The organism is Deltaproteobacteria bacterium, from assembly GCA_019308905.1.
In the GTDB taxonomy this organism is placed as follows: domain Bacteria; phylum Desulfobacterota; class BSN033; order WVXP01; family WVXP01; genus JAFDHF01.
Map to the genome: position 1 here is coordinate 89,169 of JAFDHF010000008.1, position 23,506 is coordinate 112,674.

At 56.5% G+C, this 23,506-nt stretch carries 20 protein-coding genes; 19 read left to right on the plus strand and 1 reads right to left on the minus strand.

Annotated features, from left to right (window positions below):
• Window positions 1-2 precede the first annotated feature (2 nt).
• The 17 genes from JRJ26_05040 (at window position 3) to JRJ26_05120 (ending at window position 19,436) form a co-directional block, all read left to right on the plus strand.
• Window positions 3-2,456 (plus strand): glycyl radical protein, encoded by a 2,454-nt coding sequence (locus JRJ26_05040; protein ID MBW2056843.1) that lies wholly within the window; start codon window positions 3-5, stop codon window positions 2,454-2,456.
• Window positions 2,457-2,534: 78 nt separating this feature from the next.
• Window positions 2,535-3,572, plus strand: coding sequence for an alcohol dehydrogenase catalytic domain-containing protein (locus JRJ26_05045; protein ID MBW2056844.1), 1,038 nt, complete (start codon window positions 2,535-2,537; stop codon window positions 3,570-3,572).
• A gap of 281 nt (window positions 3,573-3,853) precedes the next feature.
• Window positions 3,854-4,564, plus strand: a complete 711-nt coding sequence (locus tag JRJ26_05050; protein ID MBW2056845.1) for an FCD domain-containing protein — start codon at window positions 3,854-3,856, stop codon at window positions 4,562-4,564.
• Complete coding sequence (locus JRJ26_05055; GenBank protein ID MBW2056846.1) at window positions 4,554-5,612, plus strand: Ldh family oxidoreductase; 1,059 nt, start codon at window positions 4,554-4,556, stop codon at window positions 5,610-5,612. Before JRJ26_05050 ends, JRJ26_05055 begins: the two co-directional genes overlap by 11 nt.
• Before the next feature lie 140 nt (window positions 5,613-5,752).
• On the plus strand, window positions 5,753-7,351 hold the full coding sequence (locus tag JRJ26_05060) for an ABC transporter substrate-binding protein (protein ID MBW2056847.1): 1,599 nt from the start codon (window positions 5,753-5,755) through the stop codon (window positions 7,349-7,351).
• A gap of 78 nt (window positions 7,352-7,429) precedes the next feature.
• The gene (locus JRJ26_05065; GenBank protein MBW2056848.1) at window positions 7,430-8,353 is read left to right on the plus strand and encodes an ABC transporter permease; all 924 of its coding nucleotides are present in this window, start codon (window positions 7,430-7,432) and stop codon (window positions 8,351-8,353) included.
• Between the two features lie 40 nt (window positions 8,354-8,393).
• Window positions 8,394-9,230 carry an ABC transporter permease gene (locus tag JRJ26_05070; GenBank protein ID MBW2056849.1) on the plus strand — a complete coding sequence of 279 codons (837 nt, stop codon included), beginning with the start codon at window positions 8,394-8,396 and terminating at the stop codon, window positions 9,228-9,230.
• A 37-nt stretch (window positions 9,231-9,267) separates the two neighbouring features.
• Window positions 9,268-10,302: an ABC transporter ATP-binding protein gene (locus tag JRJ26_05075; protein ID MBW2056850.1), complete on the plus strand. Its 1,035-nt coding sequence runs from the start codon at window positions 9,268-9,270 to the stop codon at window positions 10,300-10,302.
• Between the two features lie 3 nt (window positions 10,303-10,305).
• Complete coding sequence (locus tag JRJ26_05080) at window positions 10,306-11,292, plus strand: ATP-binding cassette domain-containing protein (protein MBW2056851.1); 987 nt, start codon at window positions 10,306-10,308, stop codon at window positions 11,290-11,292.
• A gap of 73 nt (window positions 11,293-11,365) precedes the next feature.
• Window positions 11,366-11,935 carry an HD domain-containing protein gene (locus tag JRJ26_05085; protein ID MBW2056852.1) on the plus strand — a complete coding sequence of 190 codons (570 nt, stop codon included), beginning with the start codon at window positions 11,366-11,368 and terminating at the stop codon, window positions 11,933-11,935.
• Between the two features lie 272 nt (window positions 11,936-12,207).
• The gene (locus JRJ26_05090; protein MBW2056853.1) at window positions 12,208-12,930 is read left to right on the plus strand and encodes a GntR family transcriptional regulator; all 723 of its coding nucleotides are present in this window, start codon (window positions 12,208-12,210) and stop codon (window positions 12,928-12,930) included.
• Window positions 12,927-13,700 (plus strand): metal-dependent hydrolase, encoded by a 774-nt coding sequence (locus tag JRJ26_05095; GenBank protein MBW2056854.1) that lies wholly within the window; start codon window positions 12,927-12,929, stop codon window positions 13,698-13,700. Before JRJ26_05090 ends, JRJ26_05095 begins: the two co-directional genes overlap by 4 nt.
• A gap of 118 nt (window positions 13,701-13,818) precedes the next feature.
• Window positions 13,819-14,829, plus strand: coding sequence for a TAXI family TRAP transporter solute-binding subunit (locus tag JRJ26_05100; GenBank protein MBW2056855.1), 1,011 nt, complete (start codon window positions 13,819-13,821; stop codon window positions 14,827-14,829).
• 104 nt (window positions 14,830-14,933) lie between these two features.
• The gene (locus JRJ26_05105; GenBank protein ID MBW2056856.1) at window positions 14,934-16,841 is read left to right on the plus strand and encodes a TRAP transporter fused permease subunit; all 1,908 of its coding nucleotides are present in this window, start codon (window positions 14,934-14,936) and stop codon (window positions 16,839-16,841) included.
• Window positions 16,842-16,915: 74 nt separating this feature from the next.
• Window positions 16,916-17,593: an RraA family protein gene (locus tag JRJ26_05110; protein ID MBW2056857.1), complete on the plus strand. Its 678-nt coding sequence runs from the start codon at window positions 16,916-16,918 to the stop codon at window positions 17,591-17,593.
• A gap of 13 nt (window positions 17,594-17,606) precedes the next feature.
• Complete coding sequence (locus tag JRJ26_05115; protein ID MBW2056858.1) at window positions 17,607-18,614, plus strand: hydroxyacid dehydrogenase; 1,008 nt, start codon at window positions 17,607-17,609, stop codon at window positions 18,612-18,614.
• 42 nt (window positions 18,615-18,656) lie between these two features.
• A complete protein-coding gene (locus JRJ26_05120) occupies window positions 18,657-19,436 on the plus strand; it encodes a hypothetical protein (GenBank protein MBW2056859.1) in 780 nt (259 codons plus the stop codon).
• A gap of 30 nt (window positions 19,437-19,466) precedes the next feature.
• Here the strand turns inward: JRJ26_05120 and JRJ26_05125 are convergent, their stop codons facing one another.
• Window positions 19,467-21,719, minus strand: coding sequence for a DNA polymerase II (locus JRJ26_05125; GenBank protein MBW2056860.1), 2,253 nt, complete (start codon window positions 21,717-21,719; stop codon window positions 19,467-19,469).
• 382 nt (window positions 21,720-22,101) lie between these two features.
• On the opposite strand from JRJ26_05125, the gene JRJ26_05130 reads away from it, so the two are divergent.
• Window positions 22,102-23,013, plus strand: coding sequence for a hypothetical protein (locus JRJ26_05130; protein ID MBW2056861.1), 912 nt, complete (start codon window positions 22,102-22,104; stop codon window positions 23,011-23,013).
• 61 nt (window positions 23,014-23,074) lie between these two features.
• Window positions 23,075-23,506, plus strand: a 432-nt coding sequence (locus JRJ26_05135) for a transposase (protein ID MBW2056862.1), incomplete at its 3' end; no start/stop codon positions are given.

A 23,506-nucleotide genomic window follows, 5' to 3' on the forward strand; every position in this document is an offset into this window, starting at 1 on the left:
AAATGAGCGCACAGATAGCAGCGGGTTCATCCGGAAAGGACAGGAGAGCAGAACAGGCCGGGACAGCCTCCAAATCGCCCACCCCTTCTCCTTTTGAGAGGACGAGGAAGCTCAACGAGCAACTCCTCTCCGTGGTTCCGGAGATGTGTGTGGAAAGGGCTCGTCTGGTCACTCTCTCCTACCAGGAGACAGAGGGCGAACCGATGATTATCCGCCGGGCCAAGGCCCTGGCAAAGGTTCTCCGGGAGATGACGATCTTCATCCAGAAGGATCAGCTGATCGTTGGGAATCAAGCCAGCAGGTTGCGCTTCAGCCCGCTTTTCCCTGAAACAGAAGCGAACTACTTGGAAAAAGAGCTCGACATATTCCCCGAGAGAGAGCAGGATCGCCTGATGGTTTCAGAGGAGGTCCGGCGCGAACTCGAGGAACTCGTCTTCCCCTATTGGAAGGGGAAAACCACCGAGGATGTCGCCCTGAAAGCCATCCCTGCAGAAACCGTCCGGATATTCAAGGACGAGCACCCGGTCTTCAGCCCCGACATCCATTTGACGGGGAGCATCGGGCATGTCATCGTGGACTATGGCAAGGTCCTCGAATCGGGCATAGGCGGTTTGAAAAAAGAAGTGGAAGAGAGGCTCCGGGCCGCCGAACTCTCTGATCCGGATCAACAGGACAGGTACTTCTTCTACCAGGCCGAAGCAATCGTATGTGACGCCCTTGTGGACTGGGCCCATCGGTACGCGGCTGAAGCCAGGCGGCTGGCCTCAGAGGAGAAGGACCCGGCCTGGAGGGAGGAACTCGGGCGCATCGCCGAAAGGTGCGATTGGGTGCCTGAAAAACCGGCCCGGACTTTCCGTGAAGCTGTTCAGTCCTTCTGGTTTGCGCACCTGCCCCTCTATATCGAGCAGAACGGCCTGGCCGTATCGGTGGGCAGACTCGACCAGTTCCTGTACCCGTACTATCGAAAGGACAGGGAAGAGGGGAGGATAACCCCCGAACAAGCCCAGGAACTTCTCGAATGCCTCTGGATAAAATTCACCGAGATCATGCGGGCGTACGACTATGACTGTGCCAGGTTCTATGCGGGATTCTCCATATCCGAAAACGTCGTGCTGGGAGGGCAAACCCGGGACGGGCAGGACGCCACCAACGAGCTCTCCTATCTCTGCCTCGAAGCAGAAAAAAACACCAAACTCTCCCAGCCGAACCTGGCCGTGCGCATACATTCCAAGACGCCCGGGGAGTTTCTCATGAAGGCCGTGGATGTCATCAGCATGGGCCGGAGCAAACCCGAGCTCTTCAACGACACGGTGGGGATCGCTTCTCTCATGTCGACGGGTGTTCCCCTGGAAGATGTCCGCGACTACCGCATCTCCGGATGTGTCGAGGCGGTTCCGCCCGATGCGAACGGGATGACGAACGCCGCCATGTCGAATCTGGCAAAGGCCCTGGAGTTCGCCCTCAACGACGGCAGATGCAGGCTCTCCGGCAGGCAGATCGGCCCGAGGACGGGGAATCCCAGAGAATTCACCTCCTTCGACCAAGTGCGTGGGGCGTTCGAGAAGCAGGTTGCCTTTTATGTGAAGCACATGGTCGCCTCGCTCAACATCATCGAGAGGGTCCATGCCCGGATCATGCCGCTCCCTTACTTCTCCCTTGTCATCAACGACTGTATAGAAAGGGGGAAGGATGTCACCGCAGGAGGGGCTCGATACAATTTCACGGGTCCCCAGGGGGTCGGCCTGGCAACCACAGCCGATTCCCTGGCCGCCATAAAGAGACTCGTGTTCGACGGAAAGAGGCTCACCATGGAGGAGCTGGTGGAAGCATTGGACAGGGACTTTGAGGGGAAAGAGGTCCTGCGCCGGACCCTGATCAACCGGGCCCCGAAATACAGTACCGACGATGACTATGTGGACGAGATAGCCAGAGACGTCGCCGCGATTTACTGCAGGGAGGTGTCGAAGTATCGCAACACCAGGGGGGGTATCTACCGTCCGGGTCTGTATTCCGTGTCGGCCAATGTTCCATTCGGGCTCAATGTCGGAGCACTGCCCAACGGCAGGAAGGCGAAGACCCCTCTGTCTGACGGCGTGAGCCCCTCCCACCACACAGAAACAAGGGGTCCAACGGCCATCGTCAAATCGGTGGCCAAACTCGACCACACCGCCGTAACCAACGGTACCCAGCTCAACATGAAGTTCAGCCCGAGCCTCCTGTCCGATCCCAAGGGGAGGCGGAGTTTGGCCGGCCTGATCAGAACGTTCTTCGATCTTGGGGGATGGCATGTCCAGTTCAATGTCGTTTCGGCGGATACGCTGAGAGCCGCCCAGGCAGACCCCGACGCTTACAGGTGGCTGATCATCCGGGTCGCGGGATACAGTGCCTTCTTTGTGGAACTCGACAGGGGTGTACAGGACGACATCATCGATCGTACCGAGTACGGGACCGCATGAGCCTCCCCCCGGTGCTCGCTCTCTTGGTATAGGTGCCTGCGGTCAAAGACTCAGTCTGCACTAGAGGAGATCGTAACGGTGATTCCCAGCCAAATGCGTGCCGCTGTCGTAACAGAGCCCAACGAGATCGTCGTCAAGCAGGTGGAGGTCCCTCGAATCGGCAGGGGGGACATCCTGATTCGGATCAAATACTGTGGTATCTGCGGAACGGACGTCAGTATCCTTCATGGCATCTATTCCTCTGAGTTTCTCCCCCTGATCCCGGGACATGAGTTTGTCGGCCACGTGGCCGAAGTGGGCGACGGCGTGGATGGGTTCGAGCAAGGGCAACCGGTCACTGCGGACATCAACCTGGGCTGCGGCCGGTGCTTCTATTGCAGGCGTAACGCGGTCCTGATGTGCAGGGAATGCAGGCAGGTGGGCATTCATACCAACGGAGCTTTTGCGGAATATGTCTCGGTCCCTGCCAGCCATGTCTACCCCCTGTCCAGCGATATGCCGCTCGAAAATGGAGCCCTCATCGAACCTGTTTCGAACGTGGTCCGGGCAGCCAAAATGGGGGGGATGACCATCGCCACGAGCGTAGCGGTCATCGGTGCAGGTCCGGCGGGCCTCCTCCACGTCCAGATGGCCAGGAATCATGGAGCGGCTCCAATAATCGTGGTCGGCAAACATCGTGAGCGTTTGGAGCATGCCAGGCGGCTCGGTGCCGACTTCACCGTGTTGGCCGGACAGGATGCCGTTGATAACGTGAAGAGGGTAACGGACGGAAGAGGTGCCGATTTCGTCATCGTAAGTGTGGGAAAGACCGAGGTCTATGAAGAGGCCTTCCGCTTTGTCAGACCCGGGGGAAGGATCATGGCTTTCGGCATAGTCGAAGCCGCCGGCACCGCCCAATTCAGGCCTTTCCAGCTGGTCCTCGGCGAGATGAGCATAACCGGATCATGCGCTGGTATGGGCAACGATTTTTTCGAAGCCCTCACACTGGTCCGGTACAACAGATTCTCCCTGGAGCCCTTCACCCATGTCAAGATCCCCCTGGAAAACATCCAAGAGGGGTTTGACAGGGTGGTGAACGACAGGGCTACTCTCAAGGTCCTCATCTCCATGGACTAGCTCAGCCGACCTCTTTCCTGCCCCGAAACCGCCACGGGGATTCCCGTACTCGCCTGTAATTCCAGAGAGGGTTCCAGGCGAGCCGATTCCCGCGCATATCCGAGAACATCAACGGAAAACCGCTCCCGACCACAAAAGCAACGGCATACTGTCCGTTTTCCTCTCGATTCGAGTAGACTCCGGAGATGGTTCTGTTTGACAGAATGGAAAAATTGGTATACCAATACACCGGTATTCAGGTATCTGACCACCGGATTTCCAGTAAGCGGAGAGTCGAGCCAATGCTGCCGGCCGCGAGCATCAAGTCGAATCTAAAGCGGGAAACCCTCGTGGGCAGAATCGTCGACATCCTGGAGGAACGTATACTGGCGGGAGAGCTTTTACCGGGATCCAGACTGAGTGAGGGGATGGTTGCGAGTCAATTCGGGGTCAGCAAGACTCCTGCCCGGGAGGCCCTGCAGCGCCTCGAAGAGATGAAACTCGTGCGGAAGACCCATCTGGTGAGGGAGGTCGCGGAGTTCAGCCTCCAAGAGTTTCACGAGATCTATGAGTTGAAAAACGTGGTGGAGGCATTCGGAGTGATGCAGGGGTCCCTCAATGCTTCGGATCGAGACCTGAGCAGGATTCAGTCGGTTCTGGACAAGATGAATGATGTAACCGATGATGGGGACCTGGCGAAACTCAGATATTTCAATTCCCAGTTTCACGATCTTCTCGTCGGTTGTTCGGGCAACCAGAAGGTGATCGAAACATACGCCATGCTGGCCAAACAGGTCAGATGGACAGCCTCGCGATCGCTCAGCCTGCCGGAGCGCCCCAGACGTTCCACCAGGGAACATCAGGCCATCTTCCAAGCCTTCAGGCTGCGAGAGGCGAGGAGGGTCCGAAACCTGATGGAAAAGCATACAAATGCCGCTATGGCAAGGATCATTTCACGGCTGAAATCCGAGCAGGCAAAGAAAAACAGGGCCGGAGAGCACCATGACCGGTAGTATAAATGTGGCATACCAGGACCTGTTTGAAATAGGCATCAGATCCCTGGAGATCGTGGGTGTACCACCAGACGATGCAAAGACCGCCGTCGAGGTGTTGCTGAGCGCAGATCTGAGAGGAATCGATACCCACGGCATCCGAAGGCTGCTCATGTATGTACCGAGATTGAGGAAGGGATTGATTAATCCCAATCCGACCCTAGTCGTCGAGACCCCGGCTCCTGCCCTGAGGATCGTTCAAGGGGACAACGGGTTGGGACCGGTTGTCGGGGCAAGAGGGATGAAGGAGGCTATCGATCTGGCCGGGAGGGCAGGTATAGCCTTCGTGGGTTGCAGGGACAGCAACCATTTCGGCGCCGCGGCCCCTTATGTCTTGATGGCCTGCCGCCGGGAAATGATCGGAATAGCCGGCACAAACGGTTTTCCTTCAATGGCGCCCTGGGGTGGGTTGGAAAGACTCGTAGGGAACAACCCCCTGGCTGTCGGCGTTCCCTACAAGGGAGGTGGTCCCTTTGTGCTGGACATGGCCATGTCCGTCTCTTCAAGGGGTAGAATCAGGGAGATGGCCGAAAAGAGAGAGAAGATCCCAGAGGGCTGGGCTCTCGATTCGGAAGGGAGGCCGACAACCGATCCCTTGGAGGGACTCAAGGGCTTTGTCTTGCCCATCGGCTCTCACAAGGGGTACGGCCTCGCCCTGGCAATGGACGTTCTCAGCGGCGTTCTGACCGGGGCGGGATTCTCCGCAGGGGTCAAATCCCTCCTCCAACAGTGGGAGGAACCCCAACACATCGGTCATTTCTTTGTCGCCATCGATCCCAGGCGATTCATGGACTGGGATGTCTTCTCTGATAGGATGGACCGGCTCTGTAACCTGATCAGAAGCGCCCGAAGAATAGACCCGCGGAAACCGGTCCTGATTCCCGGAGAACCCGAGGCACAGACGGAACGAGCTCGGCGAACGAACGGAATTCCTCTTGAGCCTGAGGTGTTCGAGAACCTGAAGGGTCTCACCGAGGGCAGATACGATTACGATATACCGAGGTTCTAGCAAGAGGCCCGTACTGTCTCTCGTGATCCACCTTTGACATGGAAACCGTCGAAAGGGGGTGTTGCATATGGACGATTGAACGGATCCTGACCGGTGTCGAAAGCTCAGCCAGTCCGATTCTTGAGAGAGGAGGGGAAATCATGCATCAGAGCGATTCGAGACGGAAGATTCGTACAAGGGGCTTGGTCCTCCTTGCGGTGGGACTCATTTTCTGCGCGGTTTTCGCTTCCCGGGCACGAGCTGTCGAGCCCGAGGGAGAGCTGAGGATCGCCGTTTCCGCCATGGAAAACGAATCCCTCGATCCTGCCAATGGTTCCGGCGCCAATAATCTCTGGAACCAGTTGATCTACGATCAGTTCATCGGCCTGGACCCCCACGCAAAGATCGATCTGGGCAGGGGGATATGCCGCAGCTACGAGCAGAGCGCCGATGGTTTGACCTGGACCTTCCACCTGCGAAGGGGAATCAGGTTCCACACGGGGGACGAGCTTACGGCCGAGGACGTAAAGTTCTGCTGGGAACGGGCTCAAGAGCCGTGGGTCGTAGGCCTGGCCGGCGCCACCTTGAGGAAGGTAGCCGATCACATCGATGTTGCCGATCGCTACACGGTGGTGGTCCATCTGAAGAAGCCCTATCTCTTCTTATGGTCGATCCTTTCCGGAAACTACCCGATCGGGTACATCTATCCGAAGAAGTACGTCCAGGACAAGGGCGACCAGTACTTTCGCCAGCATCCCGTCGGCACCGGGCCTTACAGGCTGGTCCGTCACGAGCAGGGTGTCTCCATGGAATTCGAGGCGGTGCCGGGCAAACACTGGCGTTGGGGCACACCGAAGTACAAGAAAATCATATTCAAAATCGTACCGGAGGCTAAGACCCGCATGGCCCTGCTACGCACGGGCGAGGTGGACATCGCCCCGCTGCCCAGGGATTGGGCCGTAAAACTCAAGAAGGAGGGCCACGAGGTGGTAATGCTTCCCTCACAGGCGTCGGTCTTCGTGGGCTACCACAGCCAGTGGCGCCGCGACAATCCGCTCTCCAGAGAGAAGGTGCGAGAGGCCTTGGATCTGGCTATCAACCGGCAGGAGATCATCGACTATGTTCTGGCAGGCTTTGCCGTACAGACCGGGATTCCCGCCCCTTGGGCGGCCATATCCGCATATATGGAGCCCAACATGGTTAAGCCCTATCCCTATGACCCGGCTCGGGCCAAGACCCTCCTGAAGGAGGCCGGCTACCCGAACGGTTTTGACATCAAGATGGTGTCGTGGCCCAAGCAGGGGATGGCCGAGGGGCCCAAGATCATCGAGGCCATTGCCGGCTACTGGAGTGCGATCGGCGTGAGACCGAAGATCGTGCCCATCGACTACGGAACGTGGCGCAAGCAGTGGGTCGAGAATCCTGACCAGGGTTGCGTGGTCGGCTGGTACTGGGTTGGCTCCCGTATCTGGCCCATGTCGATCGTCAGGGCGCTTTTTGCATCCGACGGCAAGCTCACATACGCCAAGGATCCCGAGGTAGACCGGATGATAAACCTGGTTGCGTCCGCACCCGACGAGAAGGCCCTGAAGAAATCTCTCTGGGGGCTGGCCACCTATATGTTCGATCATCATATAAGCGGTACCCTTTTCGAGTCGGCTGTACCCTTCGGGGTTTCCAAGAAAGCCTCCGGCTGGTTCCCGGGTCTGCTGCCCTACGCCTGGAACTTCCAGCAGCTCTTTGCCAGCCGTCACGAATAAGGAGAATCATCGGCCGGTGTCTCCCGGCCGGGAGACACCGGCACCAACCGGCCAGGACCTGGTGAACGGACGTAACCCATGCAGCGTTTCATACTTTCCAGAATCTTCCAGGGGTTTCTCACCGTCTGGGTGGTTGTCTCGGTGGTGTTTATCTTGGGCCGTACCACGGGCGATCCCGTGGAGCTCATGCTCGCCCTGGAGGCAACAGAACAGCAGCGGGTCGAGGTGCGCAAGAGCCTGGGGCTGGACCGTCCCCTGATCGTTCAGTACGGGATATATATGGCCCGGCTGGCACGTCTCGATCTCGGAGAATCCATCATTTCCAAAATCCCTATCAGGCCTTTGCTGGCCGACCGCCTCGTAAAATCGCTCCAGCTCGCCGGTTTTTCCATGCTTGTCACCCTGGTTTTTGCCTTCCCTCTGGGTGTCGTAGCGGCTGTCCGGAGAGGGTCGCGGGTGGACATGGTGGCAAGGCTTATTGCGGTCTTGGGGCAGAGTCTTCCCCATTTCTGGGTGGGACTGATCCTGATGGAGATCTTCGCAGTCCGCCTGCGATGGCTGCCTGTGGGCGGAGCCGAGAGCCTGAAGTCGTATGTCTTGCCTGGATTCACCATGGGTTGGTTCATCACCGCAGGCATCATGCGGCTTCTCCGCTCGAGCATGCTGGAGGTTCTCAACAGCGACTATGTCCTGTTTGCCAAGGTCAAAGGGGTTCCGCCTTCAGGGGTGGTCTGGAAACACGCACTGCGCAACGCCCTCCTGCCCGTGGTGACCTTCAGCGGTATGTATTTTGCGCTCCTTATCGGTGGAGCCGTGGTGATAGAAACTGTCTTTGCCTGGCCGGGGATCGGGCGGCTCGCCTACCTGGCCGTGGTCGACCGCGACTTCACCGTGATCCAGGGCGTCGTCGTGGTAATAGCTCTCATCGTGGCTTTGGTGAACCTGATAGTCGATATCGTGTACTACTGGATCGATCCGCGTATCCGGATGACCAAAGCGTAGCCCCAAGGCAAGGGCGTCCTTGCTTAATGGGAATGCCGAGATGTATGTGTTTCGTGACCCCAGGTTTGTATTCCCGGCAACGGTTGCATTTATCATCGTCATAGTTGCTGTTGCGGCCCCCTGGATCGCGCCTCACGGCTACTACGAGATGTCGCTGCCGAACAGGCTGCGCCCGCCCTTTTGGCAGGAAAGGGGCAGCCTGGAATACCCTCTCGGCACGGACAGCCTGGGTCGAGACGTTTTGAGTCGAATGATCGGAGGAACAAGGATATCTCTGGTCGCCTCGATGCTTTCGATCCTTATCGGTGCCGTGATCGGTATATCGGTCGGTATGGTCTCGGCCTACCGGGGAGGCATGACCGATGCGGTCCTGATGAGGGTATGCGATGGATTCCTCTCCTTTCCAATGATCCTCCTGGCCTTGATTCTGGCCATCGCCACCGGACCCGGCATGCGCACGGTGGTTTTGGCGATCGGACTGGTTGTCTGGGCACGTTATGCCCGGGTCATCCGGAGCGAAACACTGAGTATCAAGGAGAGGGATTTTGTGATCTATGCCCGGATGATCAAATCATCGCAATTCAGGATCTTGATGCGTCACCTCCTGCCCAACATGGTGGGAAGCATCCTGGTGCTCGCTACCCTCCAGGTGGGTTGGGCCATTGTGGTCGAGGCATCCCTTTCGTTTATCGGCGCGGGCATTCCTCCTCCACAACCCTCGTGGGGCGCAATGGTTGCGGCAGGCAGGGAGTACATCGGCATGGCCTGGTGGCTGACTTTCTTCCCGGGAACGGCGATCGCCGTCACGGTCCTGGCTTTCAATTTCCTTGGGGATTGGCTGAGGGACCATCTCGATCCGAAGATGAGGGAACTCTGAGGCAGGAAGCACCTGCATCCCCCCGGAAGGCAACCGCATGGCGTACAGCAAAAACACCGTACCAGGAAAGGAGGAGGCGGCTCGGTCAGGCCCCGCTGCCGCCCTGGGCCAAGAAGAGGTTCTTCGGGTAACCGGTCTCAAGACGTATTTCTTCACCCGCGAGGGCACGGCAAAGGCCGTTGACGGCGTCGGCTTCTCCTTAAAGAAGAACGAGACCCTCGGTCTCGTGGGCGAATCGGGATGCGGCAAGACCGTGACCTGTCTGTCCATACTCGGACTCGTTCCGCCTCCCGGCCGGATCGTAGGGGGCCGGGTCTTGCTGGGTGACGAGGATCTTCTCTCGAAAACCGAAAAGGAGATGGTGAAAGTACGAGGCCGGAGGATTACGATGATCCTGCAGGATCCCATGACCTCATTGAATCCTGTTTTCACCATCGGCAATCAGGTGGCCGAGGCCATCCGGATCCACCAGAGACTCAAGGGTCGCCACCTGTGGGAAAAAACCATTGAAATCCTCCGGCTGGTGAGGATTCCCGCCCCGGAGATGCGTCTGGGTGATTATCCTCACCAGATGAGCGGCGGCATGCGACAACGGGTGGTGGGAGCGGCGGCCCTGTCGTGCAGACCGGAGGTCCTGATTGCAGACGAATGTACGACTTCCCTCGATGTCACCATCCAGGCCCAGTACTTGAGCCTCCTGAAAGAGGTGCAAGAGCGGCTCCACGTCGCCATAATCTTCATTACCCACGACTTGGGAATCGTCGCGAAGATGTGTGATCGTGTGGCTGTCATGTATGCGGGCAGAATCGTGGAGACCGCCCCCATGAGAGAGATATTTCATAATGCCCTGCACCCTTACACGGACGCTCTCCTCAAGTCGGTGCCCAGGTTGGAAGAGAGACAGAGATGGCTGGCCACGATCGAAGGACAGCCCCCATCGCTGTTGAACCTGCCACCTGGATGCAGCTTTGCCCCCCGGTGCAGCAAGGCTGATGACCGGTGTCTTGTACAGTATCCTCCTGAGGTGCGGGTTGGAAAAGATCACACGGTTTCGTGCTGGCGAACGGTTTGAGTCATGTCCTCGAGATCAAACATCCTCCTTGAGGCAACCAACTTGAAGAAGTACTTCCCCATCACCAGGGGGCTGGTCAGACAGAAAACGACCGGTTGGATAAGGGCCGTCGACGGGATAAGTTTCTCCATCAGCCGAGGGGAGACCTTTGGTCTGGTTGGTGAGTCAGGATGCGGCAAGACGACAACCGCCAAGCTCATCCTGCTGCTCGAAAAGCCTATGAGCGGTACCATCCTTTTCGGGGGCGAGGATGTCCTGGCACTCCCCGAACCTAAGCTCAAGGAGTACAGCGAGTCCGTTCAGGCCGTGTTCCAGGATCCATACGGCTCCCTCGATCCTCGGATGAGCGTGGGAGAAATCGTGGCGGAGCCGCTGGCGGTAAGCGGGGCTCTCCCCCGCAAGGCGATCGCCGAAAGGGTGAAGGAGGTTCTCCACCAGGTCGGTCTGGATCCGGAAAGCGTCAACCGTTTTCCTCATCAGTTCAGCGGAGGGCAGCGGCAGAGGATAGCCGTGGCCCGGGCCCTTGCTCCCGAGCCCAAAGCCATCGTCCTCGATGAACCCGTCTCGGCCCTGGATGTATCCATCCGGGCACAGTTGATGAACCTTCTGAAGAGTCTCCAGGAACGGCTCGAGCTGACATATCTGCTCATCGCTCACAATCTGGCCGTGGTGAGACACATGAGCAACACCATCGGCGTCATGTACGTGGGAAGCCTGGTGGAGTACGGCGATGCGGATGAGATCTATCGCCACCCCTGCCATCCCTATACCGTCGGACTTCTCTCGGCCGCCCTGCCCGCGGACCCAGATGCCCCGAGCACCGGCGTGATTCTCGGTGGCGAAGTCCCGAGCCCGGCCGATCCGCCCCCCGGCTGCCGTTTTCATCCACGGTGTTCTCATGCCAAGGAGATATGTTCCGAAGAGGAGCCCGCGCTGCGGGAGGCGGCCCCTGGTCATTTCGTAGCCTGCCACTTCGATCTGGGCGGGTAGGCCGCCCCATGTCCGGGTAAAGACCCTCCGGCCGCTCTCGTACCGGGCAAAAGAGAAGCAGAGGGGATTGTTCATGGAAAAGCGCATTCACATGAAAATACTGGAGACATTCCCAGCCATCCGGGAGATTCAAGATTCGGAATTGAGGGAGAAAGTCATCAAGGCCTGGGTGCGGGCGTTGAGAGAGGGCTCCTTCAAGAACATCGAGGATATTCCCTTCAGTGTGGCCATCCCGGAGGTAGATCTTGTAAACCACATAAACTGGGTCATGGAAGCCGCCCTGTCCACCGCCTCCCTCGTGGAAAAGAACATGGGGATTTCCATCGACCGAGACCTTCTCATTGCTTCGGTTGTCTTGCATGATCTCGGAAAGGCCTTTGAGTACGAAAAGAGAGGAGACCGGTACGTCAAGTCCGATATCGGAGAAAGATTCATGCACGGTTTCTGGGGAGCGTTCATAGCACTTCAGGAGCATCTCCCGAACGATCTGGTCCACCTGATCGCCACTCACGGTAAAGATTCACCGGAACACCCGCGGCTCTTGGAGGGCATCATACTCCACTATGCGGATTTTGCCCATGCGGATATCCTCCGCTTCCGGAAGGGCCTCGATACCTTCCTGTCCATGAAATGCCGATCCTGAACACGGCAGGAAAACAGGGAAAGGACCCGCGGTTGCCTCTCTGCCCGGCAGTCTGGTCTGGTCCGCTAGGTCGCTCAGCCTGTCCTAGAAAATCGATGAAAATCCGCTGAATGAGAAGAATCCGCGAGCAGATAGGTCCTCTTCTTTAATATCGCCGGGATTTTTCGGCATGGGGCTCTTTGACAGATCGGGGAGAATGGTATACCTGTATTCAGGTATTCAGGTTATGTCTTTGCGGCTTCCCTGTTCCCTGCCGTGAGGGAAACACAGAGATGGCGTCTGTCCGGGACATAAGATTCAATCTCAACCGGGAAACCCTGGTCGACAGGATCGTCGGAAATCTTGAAGACCGCATACTGACAGGAGAGCTTTTGCCGGGGACCAGACTGAGCGAGGTCGGTGTTGCCAGGGAATTTCGAGTCAGCCGGGCGCCGGCGCGGGAGGCGCTTCAGCGCCTCGAAGAGATGAACCTAGTACGGAGGACTCATCTCACAAGAGAAGTCGCAAAATTCAGTCACGACGAGTTCAGGGACATCTACGAATTGAAGAACGTGGTTGAGGCGTTTGGTGCCATGAAAGGCGCATTGAATGCCACAAAGCGTGACGTGAAGAGGATTCAGTCGGTCCTGGAGGGGATGAGAGACTCTCTGAATACCGGGAACCTGAAGAAGCTGCAGCATCTGAACTTTCAATTTCATGATCTCCTCGTCAACTGCTCCGGTAATCAGAAGTTGTTTGAAACGTACAGGCTGTTGGCCAGGCAGGTGAGGTGGGCAGCCTCTTTCTCTCTCGATGTACCAGGCCGGCCCCAGGAGTCTTTCAGGGAGCACCAAGAGATCTTCGAGGCCTTCCAACAGAGGAGAGCAGAGGAAGTCCGGGCCCTGTTGGAGACCCACTCCAACAACAACATGCAGCGCGTCCTCGCTCAACTCGACGACAGGGGGAGGCACCGCAAAGGCGTGGACCGCGGCCAGAGGCCGAAGGAGCGTAGATGACCGGTTCTGAAGTGCGGCTTCAGTATCTATCCAATTCCGGCTTCTTATTGACGACTGAGGAGGGCAAACGGGTCCTGATCGATCCGTGGCTCACAGGCAACCCCTCCGCCCCTTTCGGCCCGGAGGGGATTCCCCGGGTCGGCTCGATCCTGGTAACACACGCGGCCTTCGATCATTTGGGAGATTCCCTCCGCATTGCAAGCCGGGACAAGGCTTTTCTGGTTTGCGACTATCTCGTTCGCGAACTGGCCCGCGCAGAGGGTCTTCCCAAAGAACAGGTCAAGACATGCAGCTACGGGGGGAGGGTGGAGACGGAGGGTGTCAGTCTCCGAGTGCTACAGGCCAAGCACGTGAGCTATGCTATGGACGACGCCGGGCGCCCGAGCACAGGTATACCACTCGCCTTCCTGATTACTACCCCAGGAGGGCTCAGAATCTACCATGCCGGGGACACCTGTCTCTTCGGCGACATGAAACTCATCGGCCTACTCTATCGGCCCCAGATCGGCTTGATCCCCGTGGGGGCTGCCTCTCCCCTTTACGGCAAAGACCTGCCGCCCCGAGAAGCGGCCCAGGCCGTTCAATGGATAGGCTGCGAGCTCGCCGTACCCATCCACTACTGCGACCCCGAGGATCCGCCCCAATTTGCCGCTGCCGCAAAGATCCTCGCACCTTGGACGGAAGTGAGACCCATGGAGCCGGGGGAGGAACTGGTTCTATCAGTCATCAGGCAGGGAGCCCGTACCACCTTTATCCTGAAAGAAACGTAGCCGCGAGCGAGGCCTGATACCGAAGAGCGGGGCCGGAATGAAAGGAGGTGAGAGAAACAAGTGAGAGACTCATGAACCCTGAGAACTCAGAGGGCCAAGCAAGAGGAGGGAGGGAGAAATGAAAAGAATCCTAACACTATTGATCTTCATCACCGTTTTCTGTATCGGATCTCTATCGACGGCAAAGGAGATTGAGGTTCGTTTTACCGGCACCACAATGACTGCAGGTAACTATATGCTTGGTGTGGGCTGGTCGAACGTAATCAACAAGTATCTGCCTGGTGTCAAGATGGCCGTACTGGCCAAGGGAGGTACGACAAAACTCCTCAGGGGTATGGTGGCCGGAAAATGGGACACCGCTTACATCGGCTCGCCCCACCTGGAGTGTGCCCGCAAGGGGATACTGCTTTTCGAGAAGGAGAAGGCGTATTCAAAGGAGAGGTACTACGACCCGACCCGGGCACTCTTTGCCATCGTTACGGGTTGGTGCAATTACGTGGTACGAGCTGATTCCGGAATAAAGGTGATTACCGACCTGAAAGGCAAACGAGTTCATTTCGGGCTTCCTGGCGGGTTTGGGGGAATCATGACGCAGGGCGTTCTAAAGGCTCACGGCCTGGATCTCCAAAGAGGAGATTACAAGGCCATGTATCTCAAGACAAGCCAGGCCGTAGACCAGCTTCGCGACAAGGCAGGCCTGGATGACGCCCTTGTGTGGGGCGGGCTGCCGCAGCCCCTGATCACCGATCTCTCCTCTAAGATCCCGGTGCGACTCGTAACCATGACAAAACAGGGATGGGAAAGATTTCAGAGGGAATTCGTCGTGGGACCTTACACCCTTCTGAAGACCCTCACACCCGAGCGGTTGAGAGAGGCATACAGGGGCAGAGTCGTGAACACGGAACCCGTTTACACCTGGACCGTCCCCTTGATGCTCGTGGTGCGCAAGGACATGGATGAAGAGCTCGTCTACAATATCGTCAAGGTGTTCTGGGAACATCTCGATGAGGTGAAAGGGGTTTCAAAGCAGCTCCAATCCCTCACTCTGCAAGGGGCCTTGCAGAATCTGTCTGCTCCCCTTCACCCCGGCGCCGTCAAATACTACAAAGAGGTAGGCGCCATAAAGTGAACACCCAGAAGAGGGCGGCCTGGAGAGGCTGCCCTCTCTTCTTCTGTTTAGCACATTGCCCTTCCTAATTGTAGGGTTCTAAGCTGACATAGCCGAGACAGGGAATGGAGACTCCTCAGAAGCATCAGAAATACCTTGCCCTGAAACGACATATCGTCGAAGTGCTGGGAATATCTCTAAGCCTGTTCATTATCTTCACGATAGTAAGGGGCCAGTATTCCGTGCCCGTCCAGAGGGGCACGGTGCTCATGCTCGGAGCCGTGATGATATTTCTTTCGCGGCGCACCCTGGCAAGGTCGAGTCTCTTCTGGCTTGATGAAATCATCAGTTGGTCGGGCATCGTCGCAATGATCGGCTGCGTCTTGTATATGTACGTGGAATGGTTCGACATTTCCCAATACAGGCAAGGGATCCCCAACCGCGCGGACTTGGTCGTCTATGTCGTCACCATTCTGGTCGTATTCGAGATCACCCGTCGTGCCTCAGACCTCTCCATACCGGTTGTTGCACTCGTTTCCATCCTCTACCTGCTGCTGGGGCCTTACCTGCCGTGGATATTTCGTCATTCCTCAGTCGACATCGTGGAAATACTCGAAGGCTCCTTCGGCATGACGGGCATCTACGGGCTCGTGCTCTCCGTCATGGCAGGCATCATCTATATCTTCCTCATCTACGGGGCCTTCCTTAGAGTATCCGGTGCCGGGGATGTGTTCGTAAAGATAGCTTACATGACCGCCGGGCGACTGCGTGGAGGTGCTGCCCAAACGGCGGTGCTGTCTTCCACGTTGTTCGGTTCGATTTCGGGGTCCGCCCCGGCCAACGTAGTGGCAACCGGCAACTTCACCATCCCCATGATGATCAAGGTCGGCTACAAGCCCGTGTACGCGGGAGCAGTGGAGGCATGCTCCTCGACGGTGGGACAGATAATGCCTCCGGTGATGGGAGTAACGGCTTTCATCATGTCCGAAATAACTGGAATTCCCTACCTGAGGATCTGCCTGGGCTCGATGCTGCCCGCGATTCTGTTTTCCATCTCCCTCCTGATTCTGGTGTACCTCGAGGCCAAGAAAAGCGACATCGCTCTTATTCCACGAGAGGAGATCCCTGTAGTAACCAAGGCCTTCATTCGCCAGGCCGCCATCCTCGGCTTTTCTCTCGGCACCCTTGTCTTCATGCTCATCAGGGGGCATTCGCCTGCATTCTCCTGTGTCCTCGGAATCCTCACTCTCATAATCGGGAGTCTCTTTGACAAGACCATGCGGATGACCCCGAAGAAGATTCTCGTGGCCCTGAGCCAGGGTGCCCAAGACGGTCTTGCCCTGTTGGCCATCTGTGCTATACTGGGCATCGTTATCAATGCAATAGCTTCGACCGGCATAGGTTTGCAGTTTTCCCAGATCATAACATCACTGGCAAAGGGCAACCTACTTGCAGCCTTGATTATCACCATGTTTTCCGCCATCGTCCTCGGCCTGGGCCTTCCCACCGTACCCACCTATCTGCTCGCTGTCTTGGTAGTGGGCCCGGCGCTGAGCAAACTCGGCATACCACTGTTACTAGCCCATCTCTTTGTCTTCTATTACGGCGTCATGGAGACTCTGACCCCACCTGTCTGCATGAGTGCCTACACGGCTGCCAGTATTTCAAAGGCAAACCCCATGCTGACCGGTTTTGTTGCCTGGCGATTCGGACTGGTCGGCTTTATGATCCCCTTTATCATGGTGTACAACCCTGAGATCAGTTTTTTCGCCGAGTCCTATCTTACGGTTCTCGTCGTATTCTTGCTCAGTGCCGTGGGTGTCCTCGCGTGGGTGGCGGCAGAGCGCGGCTTCCTGCTTCACCACTTGAGTATGCCGTCTCGAGCCCTGTTACTACTGATTGCCCTATCCCTCTTCTACCCCCTTTACTGGGCAAAAATCGTCGGCCTCTGTGCGTTCACCGGCATGATCTATTTTTCGTTCATGACCATGCGGAGGCGAGCATTGAGATATGGCCCTGAGAATCCAGGATGATCGACGAGCCCCCGGGCCCCTCGGAACCCGGCTTTCTCGGCCGGGTTACATTCCAGCATAGTGAGGAGAACAGGATGGAACCTCTATCACAAGCAGAACTCAAGGCCCTTGCGGCCTGGCCCACACCGGCGGTCTCCAACGCCATCGAAACCTTTGATGTGAGGCCGAGAAATCAGGGCTTCATGTTGGGAATAAGATGCATCTTTCCCGACCTGGGCCCGATGGTGGGTTACGCCTGTACGGCCGCGATGATGGCCGACCTGCCGCCGACAGAGGAGGCCCGCAGGGTCAGGCACGCTCACTGGGACAACATACTCAGCACCCCAGGACCGAGGGTGGCGGTAATCCACGATCTCGATCAGCCCCGATGCATCGGCTCCCTCTGGGGCGAGGTCAATGCCAACAGGCACAAGGCCCTGGGATGCATAGGGGTGGTCACCGACGGCGGGGTCCGCGATCTCGACGAGGTCCACACACTGGGCTTCCATTTCTTTGCAGCCGACGTGATTCCATCGCATGCCTATTCGCACATGGTGGAGGTGGGAAAACCGGTAAAGGTAGGCGGCCTCGTGGTGAGAAACGGCGACCTGATTCATGCCGACAAGCACGGGGTCGTCGTCATACCCCATGAGATCGCCCGGGAGTTGCCTGAAGCCTGCCGGGAGTACGAACAAAGAGAACGGAGGATCATCGATTTCTGCAAGTCCCCGGATTTTGATGTTGAGAAAATGAAAACCGATTTCGACAAGTAGACCGAACAGGATCATGTCAAGAGCCAAGCGTTCTGCAAGCCAGGTGGTCATCACGGGCCCTCCCATCGCCGAGGAGGGCATGGAACTTCTCGGCAAAGAATGCAGTGTCCAGTGCATAGAACCCTACCTCCAGCCATCCGAAATCGCACGGGTGCTTCGTGACAAAAGGACGGACGGCCTTCTCGTACGAATGGGCAGAATCACCCGGGAAGTGATCGAGGCCTCACCGAATCTCAGGGTCATCGCAAAACACGGCACAGGCGTCGACAACATCGACCTAAGTGCCGCAACCGAACTCGGCATTCCCGTTCTGATCGCGCCCTTTGCAAACTACCAGTCCGTCGCCGAACACGTCTTGGGCCTCATGCTGGCTCTCGCAAAGGACATCCCACGCCTGGACGCCAGGATCCGTGAGAGCCATTGGGACAAGCCCAACTACAGGGGTGTGGAACTCTCCGGCAAGACCCTCGGGCTGGTCGGATTCGGCCGAATAGGCCGCCGGGTGAGACAACTGGTGGCCCCTCTGGAGATGAAGGTCTCCGTGTACGATCCTTTCTTGAAACCCGATGAGGTTCCGCCCGGCGTGAGACGGGTGGAAAAACTCGAAGAACTCCTCGAATGCGCGGATATCGTGAGCCTCCACTGCCCCCTGACCCGAGAGACAAGACACCTCATCGGTGAGAAAGAGTTCAGGATAATGAAAAGGACAGCCTGGCTTATCAATACCGCCAGAGGCGAAGTTGTAGACGAGGAAGCCCTTATCGACGCCCTCAAGGGGGGAGAAATAGCCGGGGCAGGCATCGATACCTTCTCCAGCGAGCCTCCAAGGGACATCAGCGGTCTTGCCCATGCGGGCAAGACCGTGCTGACCCCCCACATAGCCGGCATCACCGAGGAATCCTTCAGGAGATTGGGTATCGAAGCGGCGAAGAACATCCTCACTATTCTCCAGGGGAGAACACCGGATAGGGAGTGCCTGGTAAACCCGGAGGTCCTTGAACATTGCTCCCACACAAACTAGCGAGATGAGGTGCCAAGGTATCGACGATTCAGGAGGACAACGATGGAAGCGGTCAACAGGCTGAAGAAGATTCTCGACCAAGGGAAGGTCGCCCTGGGAACGGCGATTTTTTCGTACAGCCCGGCGGTCGTGGAGGCCGCAGGTTACGGCGGTTTGGATTTCCTCCGCATCGACAATGAGTACTCATGGCGGCGCGACGAGTCGATGGAACACATGGTCAGGGCTGCAACCATTGCAGGAATCACGGCGATCATTCGACACGACAAGGGGGATCACTACCTGATCAACAAGGCTCTGGAAATCGGTGCCGGGGGGATATTGATACCCGACGTCAGGACCGGAGAAGAGGTGGAACAGGCTATACAGGCGGCCAAATTCCCACCCAGGGGCACCCGTGGATACTCGAGCATGTGCTTTTCCGGCCAATGGGGCGCAAGATCCGGCAGGGATTGGGTCGAATGGTGCGACAGCCAGCTCCTGGTGGGCATCATGGTTGAAAACGACGAGGTCATCACCAGGCTCGACGAGATCCTATCCATGGAAGGCCTCGATTTCATTCTGTTTGGACCGTCCGACTTCTCCATGTCACTGGGCCTGCGCCAACCTCAGAAAAACCACCCGAAGGTCCAAGAAGCCCTTAAAAGAACCATAGCAGTCGCCGCCAAACACAACAAGCCCGTCGGGATCGGTGTCGGCCGGCCCTGGCTCCGGGAGGCGAGGAAATACATCGACATGGGTTGTAGAATCATAGAAATCGGCAACGATGTCGCGCTTCTCAGATCAATGTGGACGAATCTTTCGGGTACAATCAAAACCCTCTAAAGCTCTTCTGGCGTCCATTCCGAAATCTCGCTAGGGAGAAACGGAAGAACGGGCTTTCCCATCTTCCTCGAAAAACCCGCTGAACTTCCTGTAGAGATCCCTCAGCTTTTTTTGATAATAGCGGACGTTCTCGTCCGGGCGGCGAGGGTCCCACTCCCTGGCAAGCCTGCAGTTATCGTAGACCTGAACCCTTTCCGTGTCTCCGGTCACATAGTAGGAGACCTGGTCCCCAGGTTGATACCGTTTCTCTGATCTCAGGGCCAGTTCGTAGGAGGCACTTCGATTTCTCGAATTGTTGCGGATCTTCTCCCTGTATTTGTCGAGAGAATCCTGGAGCATCTCGGTCTTCATGAACATCTTCACGTCCCACCGGTGGCCTGCGATCTCTTCCAGGTACCGGTGGAACAGATCGGGGATCTCCTCCTTCCGGCCGGCAAGAAGCAGATAGATCATCTCCTCGAGAAAGGCACGCTGGAACTTCTCCAGTCCTCGAGATCTGAGGCCCGACCCCTTGATCCTGAGTTTCCCGTCATAGTCGAGAAGAGCGTAGTTCTTGATCTTGTACGAAAACATCGCCTTGTAACGCCCCCCGTACTCGACGGTGATTCCCTCCGGCATGGAGTCCGAAAGCGCCTTGACCAGATCCTCTTCCTCTCGAGCCGTGGCGATCCCGCCTCCGGGGACAAAGTAGATGCCGTCGGTGTCGATCTCCACCACCTGGCATCCTCTGCCCCTGAGCCATTCGATCATCGACTGGAGGATCTCCCTGCCCCTTGCCGTTATCCTCTCTGCCTGATCATAATCGCTGAAATGGGCCTGGCCGTGTCCCATGTATCCATAAAAGGAGTTGATAAGGATCTTGAAGGTGGACTGGAGAGCCTCGAAAAACCGTTTCTCCTCAACGGAGGCGGCCCGAGCGGCCATGTCCTTGGCCCGGAGCCTGAAGTCCCTGAGCACTGAGAGAAGTTCGGAGAATATGCCCAGCTCGTCCTTCCGCGGCCTTATGCCCTCTGACAACATCAGAGACGGATATAGGGATCTCACGTCACAGTAAACGACCCCCCTGGCCACCCCCTTGAAAAATATATCCGTATAGCCACCGGCAAAGGGGCGGGCCCCTTCCAATTTCGGGATCGCACGGCCCTGCCTGAGATATTCCCGCATGAACAGGGAATCGATCTTGGCCGCATTTCCCCGGACGATAACGTTCTGGTAGGAGAGGGGAAAGATCTGCGCCTGCAAGAAGTAGCTCCTGCTCAGAAGGTCACTCAGGGCCCGCGTTTCTCGCACGTCGTCCAGGGCGTATCTGTGCAACTTCTCCGGGGAGTGGAGAAAGTGCCACGAGATCTCGTCTCCCTTGAGATAGGTCCTTTCAGGCGAAGCCAGGTCCAACTGCTTTGCGATCTGCTTCAACCCGAAGCTCTCCAGTTCCCTGGTCACCACGTCGTAGAACTGGGCCAGTATGAAGGTGTCGACCACGTGACGGCCGTACACATCCCACCTGGAATAGTTTATGGTCCTCTCCGCAATCATCACCCGAGAAGACCGGGACCTGGCCGGTCTACCCTCCCTGCCGAGCTTCAAGGCAACCCCGTGCCGCCTTGCCCTGAGGGCTATGTAGTCGAGATCGTAGTTGAAGATGTTGTGGCCCTCGATCACATCCGGATCCCGCTCCTGGATGATCTCGACAAGCTCTTCAAGCATCTCCTTCTCGGAGAGCTTCTCGCCTGAGATGATCTTCTCCCAGCCCGTGTTGTCGGAAAAAGAGACGACGATGATACGATCGGTCTCACGGTTCGGGTTCGGGAACTCGTAACCCTCCGGGCAAAAGGTCTCGATGTCGAGCTGGAGTCTCCTGAGCTCTTCGAAGGCGAGGCCCTTGAAGAAGGTCTGCCCTGTAACCATGAGATGCTGCTGGATCGGGTCATTGAGAGAATAGACCGGCGAATCCGGATGGCCGGCAGGAAGTCCAGCCTTCCTGGAAACGGCTCTCCTCACACGGTCCATCTCGTGCCAGGAGCGGAAGGTCACCTGATAACGGTATTCCCCCGATCCCTCGAGGCTCCTCACCTCGGCCGGGCACTCGATCCCCTCAAGGAGAGAAAGGTCCGAAAGGAGAAAAAAAGGATGAAAGGGCTGGGTCTCAGAAACGACCCGCCCGTCCTCTTTCCTGAAGACCCGGATCCGGTCCTCCCCTTCCAGCTCCATCGACACGATGCCGGGGGTCGGGTCGCATCCGAAGAGGACGCTGTTTTCTGCAAACGGAAGTCTGTCGAGTCTCATTCTCCTCCCAATCCACAGGCCGGGACTCGCCGCCCAAGCCCTCGGCAGACCCGCCTGGGTCTTTCGGGCTTCATCCAGGTCGGTCGGGGCCGAAAGCCTTCCACACCACTTCGAAGGCATATAAATCATATCAGAAGGATACTCTGAAAACAATTTTCCCACCCCGCCCCCGGGCAGAAAATCCCGGCGGCCGATAGGTCTGGCAAAGGGAAAGTTCCACGTGCTCCCCGAGTTTCATCAACCGTTTCCTCCCGAAGAATTAGCCCCATTCTGTCAAAAACGTTGACAACTGCAGCTTCCTGTGCTATAGGAAGTCCTGGAAACTTTCCAATTGTAGAATTAGTCTGCACTGACAAATCGATCAAGAATCAGTGACAACGAAATGGAAAAACACGTACTCTCAGAAAAGATCAGAAATCTTGCTGACACCATAGGAATAGATGCTTTAGGTTTTGCTGAGCCATCCGAATTCACAGACTATGCATTAAAAGACTCTAGAAGGCGATATCCGAATCTGTCTTTACCTGGCGCAAAAACTCTCATTATTGCCGGCATCTACATCGGTTGGCTAACTCTACCGGCTTGGGCAAATCCATGGTTTGGACGTACGAGCAGGCTTTATCTCTCAGGATTTTTCCTTGATGTTGTCAAACCCTTGGAACGGATTGTTTGTTGTTTAGAGGATGAGGGATATCAAACGATCCTTTGCGATGGTTCTAAGGAAGGAGGATCAATACTTCCATTGAAACTTGCTGCAGTAAGAGCAGGTTTAGGATGGCAAGGGAAGCATTCCTTGCTCATATCAAAAAAGTATGGAACATTTTTGGCTCTTGGAGGAATCATAACAAACGCGGATCTTGAACATAACATCAAGGTCGAACCAAACCGGTGTTACAGCTGCGACAAGTGTCAACAAGCCTGCCCGTTGGAAGCACTTGATCAGCCATATGTGTTGGATAGAAAAAAGTGCATGTCTCATCTTTTGATGGCTGAAAATCTACCTGAAAAAGCGAAGGCCACTATGGAAAATAGAATAGGTGATTGCGAAATATGTCAAGAAGCCTGTCCCTGGAACCAAAAGCATCTTCACAATCCTCTAATAACGAAAATGACCGAAACCTTTCAAAAGAAAATCCCGGACTGGGAAGATTTATTCCATCTACCTTATCTGGTTGAACTGACAGAAAAAGGATACAGAGAAAAGTTCGGTCATCTCAACACAGGCATTCCGTATCATATATTCCATCGTAATGTTGTGATCGCAATGGAGAGAGCAAGAACGGTGAGCCCGTAGGCAGTGAGCCCGTAGGGTCAGGTCTTGCATTGCGACATCTTGAATGCTATTATTTTCGATTATGGCCAGGCCTCTCAGAATCGAATATCCGGGTGCCGTCTATCATATCACTTCCAGAGGTAACGCCCGGTTACCTGTGTTTGATGACGATTTTGACAGAAGAGCCTTTCTTACCATCCTCGAGGATGTGGTCAAAAGATACAACTGGCTATGCCATGCCTACTGCCTTATGGAGAACCATTATCACCTCGTCCTCCAGACTGTTGACGCCAACTTGTCCTTGGGAATGCGATACCTCAACGGGGTCTATACCCAGAGGTTCAACCGGAGACATCACCGGGCGGGTCATGTTTTTCAGGGAAGATTCAAGTCGATTCTCGTGGAGCAGGAGAGCTACCTGCTGGAGCTTTGCAGATACGTGGTTTTGAACCCGGTCAGGGCAGGTATGGTCAAACATCCAGCCGCCTATGGCTGGAGCAGCTATAGAGCAACA

Excerpts from the sequence above, each read along its gene's own strand:
- JRJ26_05065 (MBW2056848.1), top strand. The coding sequence starts at position 7,430 with ATGCAGCGTTTCATACTTTCCAGAATCTTCCAGGGGTTTCTCACCGTC.
- JRJ26_05095 (MBW2056854.1), top strand. The coding sequence starts at position 12,927 with ATGACCGGTTCTGAAGTGCGGCTTCAGTATCTATCCAATTCCGGCTTC.
- JRJ26_05040 (MBW2056843.1), top strand. The coding sequence starts at position 3 with ATGAGCGCACAGATAGCAGCGGGTTCATCCGGAAAGGACAGGAGAGCA.
- JRJ26_05050 (MBW2056845.1), top strand. The coding sequence starts at position 3,854 with ATGCTGCCGGCCGCGAGCATCAAGTCGAATCTAAAGCGGGAAACCCTC.
- JRJ26_05090 (MBW2056853.1), top strand. The coding sequence starts at position 12,208 with ATGGCGTCTGTCCGGGACATAAGATTCAATCTCAACCGGGAAACCCTG.
- JRJ26_05085 (MBW2056852.1), top strand. The coding sequence starts at position 11,366 with ATGGAAAAGCGCATTCACATGAAAATACTGGAGACATTCCCAGCCATC.
- JRJ26_05130 (MBW2056861.1), top strand. The coding sequence starts at position 22,102 with ATGGAAAAACACGTACTCTCAGAAAAGATCAGAAATCTTGCTGACACC.
- JRJ26_05075 (MBW2056850.1), top strand. The coding sequence starts at position 9,268 with ATGGCGTACAGCAAAAACACCGTACCAGGAAAGGAGGAGGCGGCTCGG.
- JRJ26_05120 (MBW2056859.1), top strand. The coding sequence starts at position 18,657 with ATGGAAGCGGTCAACAGGCTGAAGAAGATTCTCGACCAAGGGAAGGTC.
- JRJ26_05115 (MBW2056858.1), top strand. The coding sequence starts at position 17,607 with ATGTCAAGAGCCAAGCGTTCTGCAAGCCAGGTGGTCATCACGGGCCCT.
- JRJ26_05125 (MBW2056860.1), bottom strand. The coding sequence starts at position 21,719 with ATGAGACTCGACAGACTTCCGTTTGCAGAAAACAGCGTCCTCTTCGGA.
- JRJ26_05055 (MBW2056846.1), top strand. The coding sequence starts at position 4,554 with ATGACCGGTAGTATAAATGTGGCATACCAGGACCTGTTTGAAATAGGC.
- JRJ26_05110 (MBW2056857.1), top strand. The coding sequence starts at position 16,916 with ATGGAACCTCTATCACAAGCAGAACTCAAGGCCCTTGCGGCCTGGCCC.
- JRJ26_05070 (MBW2056849.1), top strand. The coding sequence starts at position 8,394 with ATGTATGTGTTTCGTGACCCCAGGTTTGTATTCCCGGCAACGGTTGCA.
- JRJ26_05105 (MBW2056856.1), top strand. The coding sequence starts at position 14,934 with ATGGAGACTCCTCAGAAGCATCAGAAATACCTTGCCCTGAAACGACAT.
- JRJ26_05060 (MBW2056847.1), top strand. The coding sequence starts at position 5,753 with ATGCATCAGAGCGATTCGAGACGGAAGATTCGTACAAGGGGCTTGGTC.
- JRJ26_05100 (MBW2056855.1), top strand. The coding sequence starts at position 13,819 with ATGAAAAGAATCCTAACACTATTGATCTTCATCACCGTTTTCTGTATC.
- JRJ26_05080 (MBW2056851.1), top strand. The coding sequence starts at position 10,306 with ATGTCCTCGAGATCAAACATCCTCCTTGAGGCAACCAACTTGAAGAAG.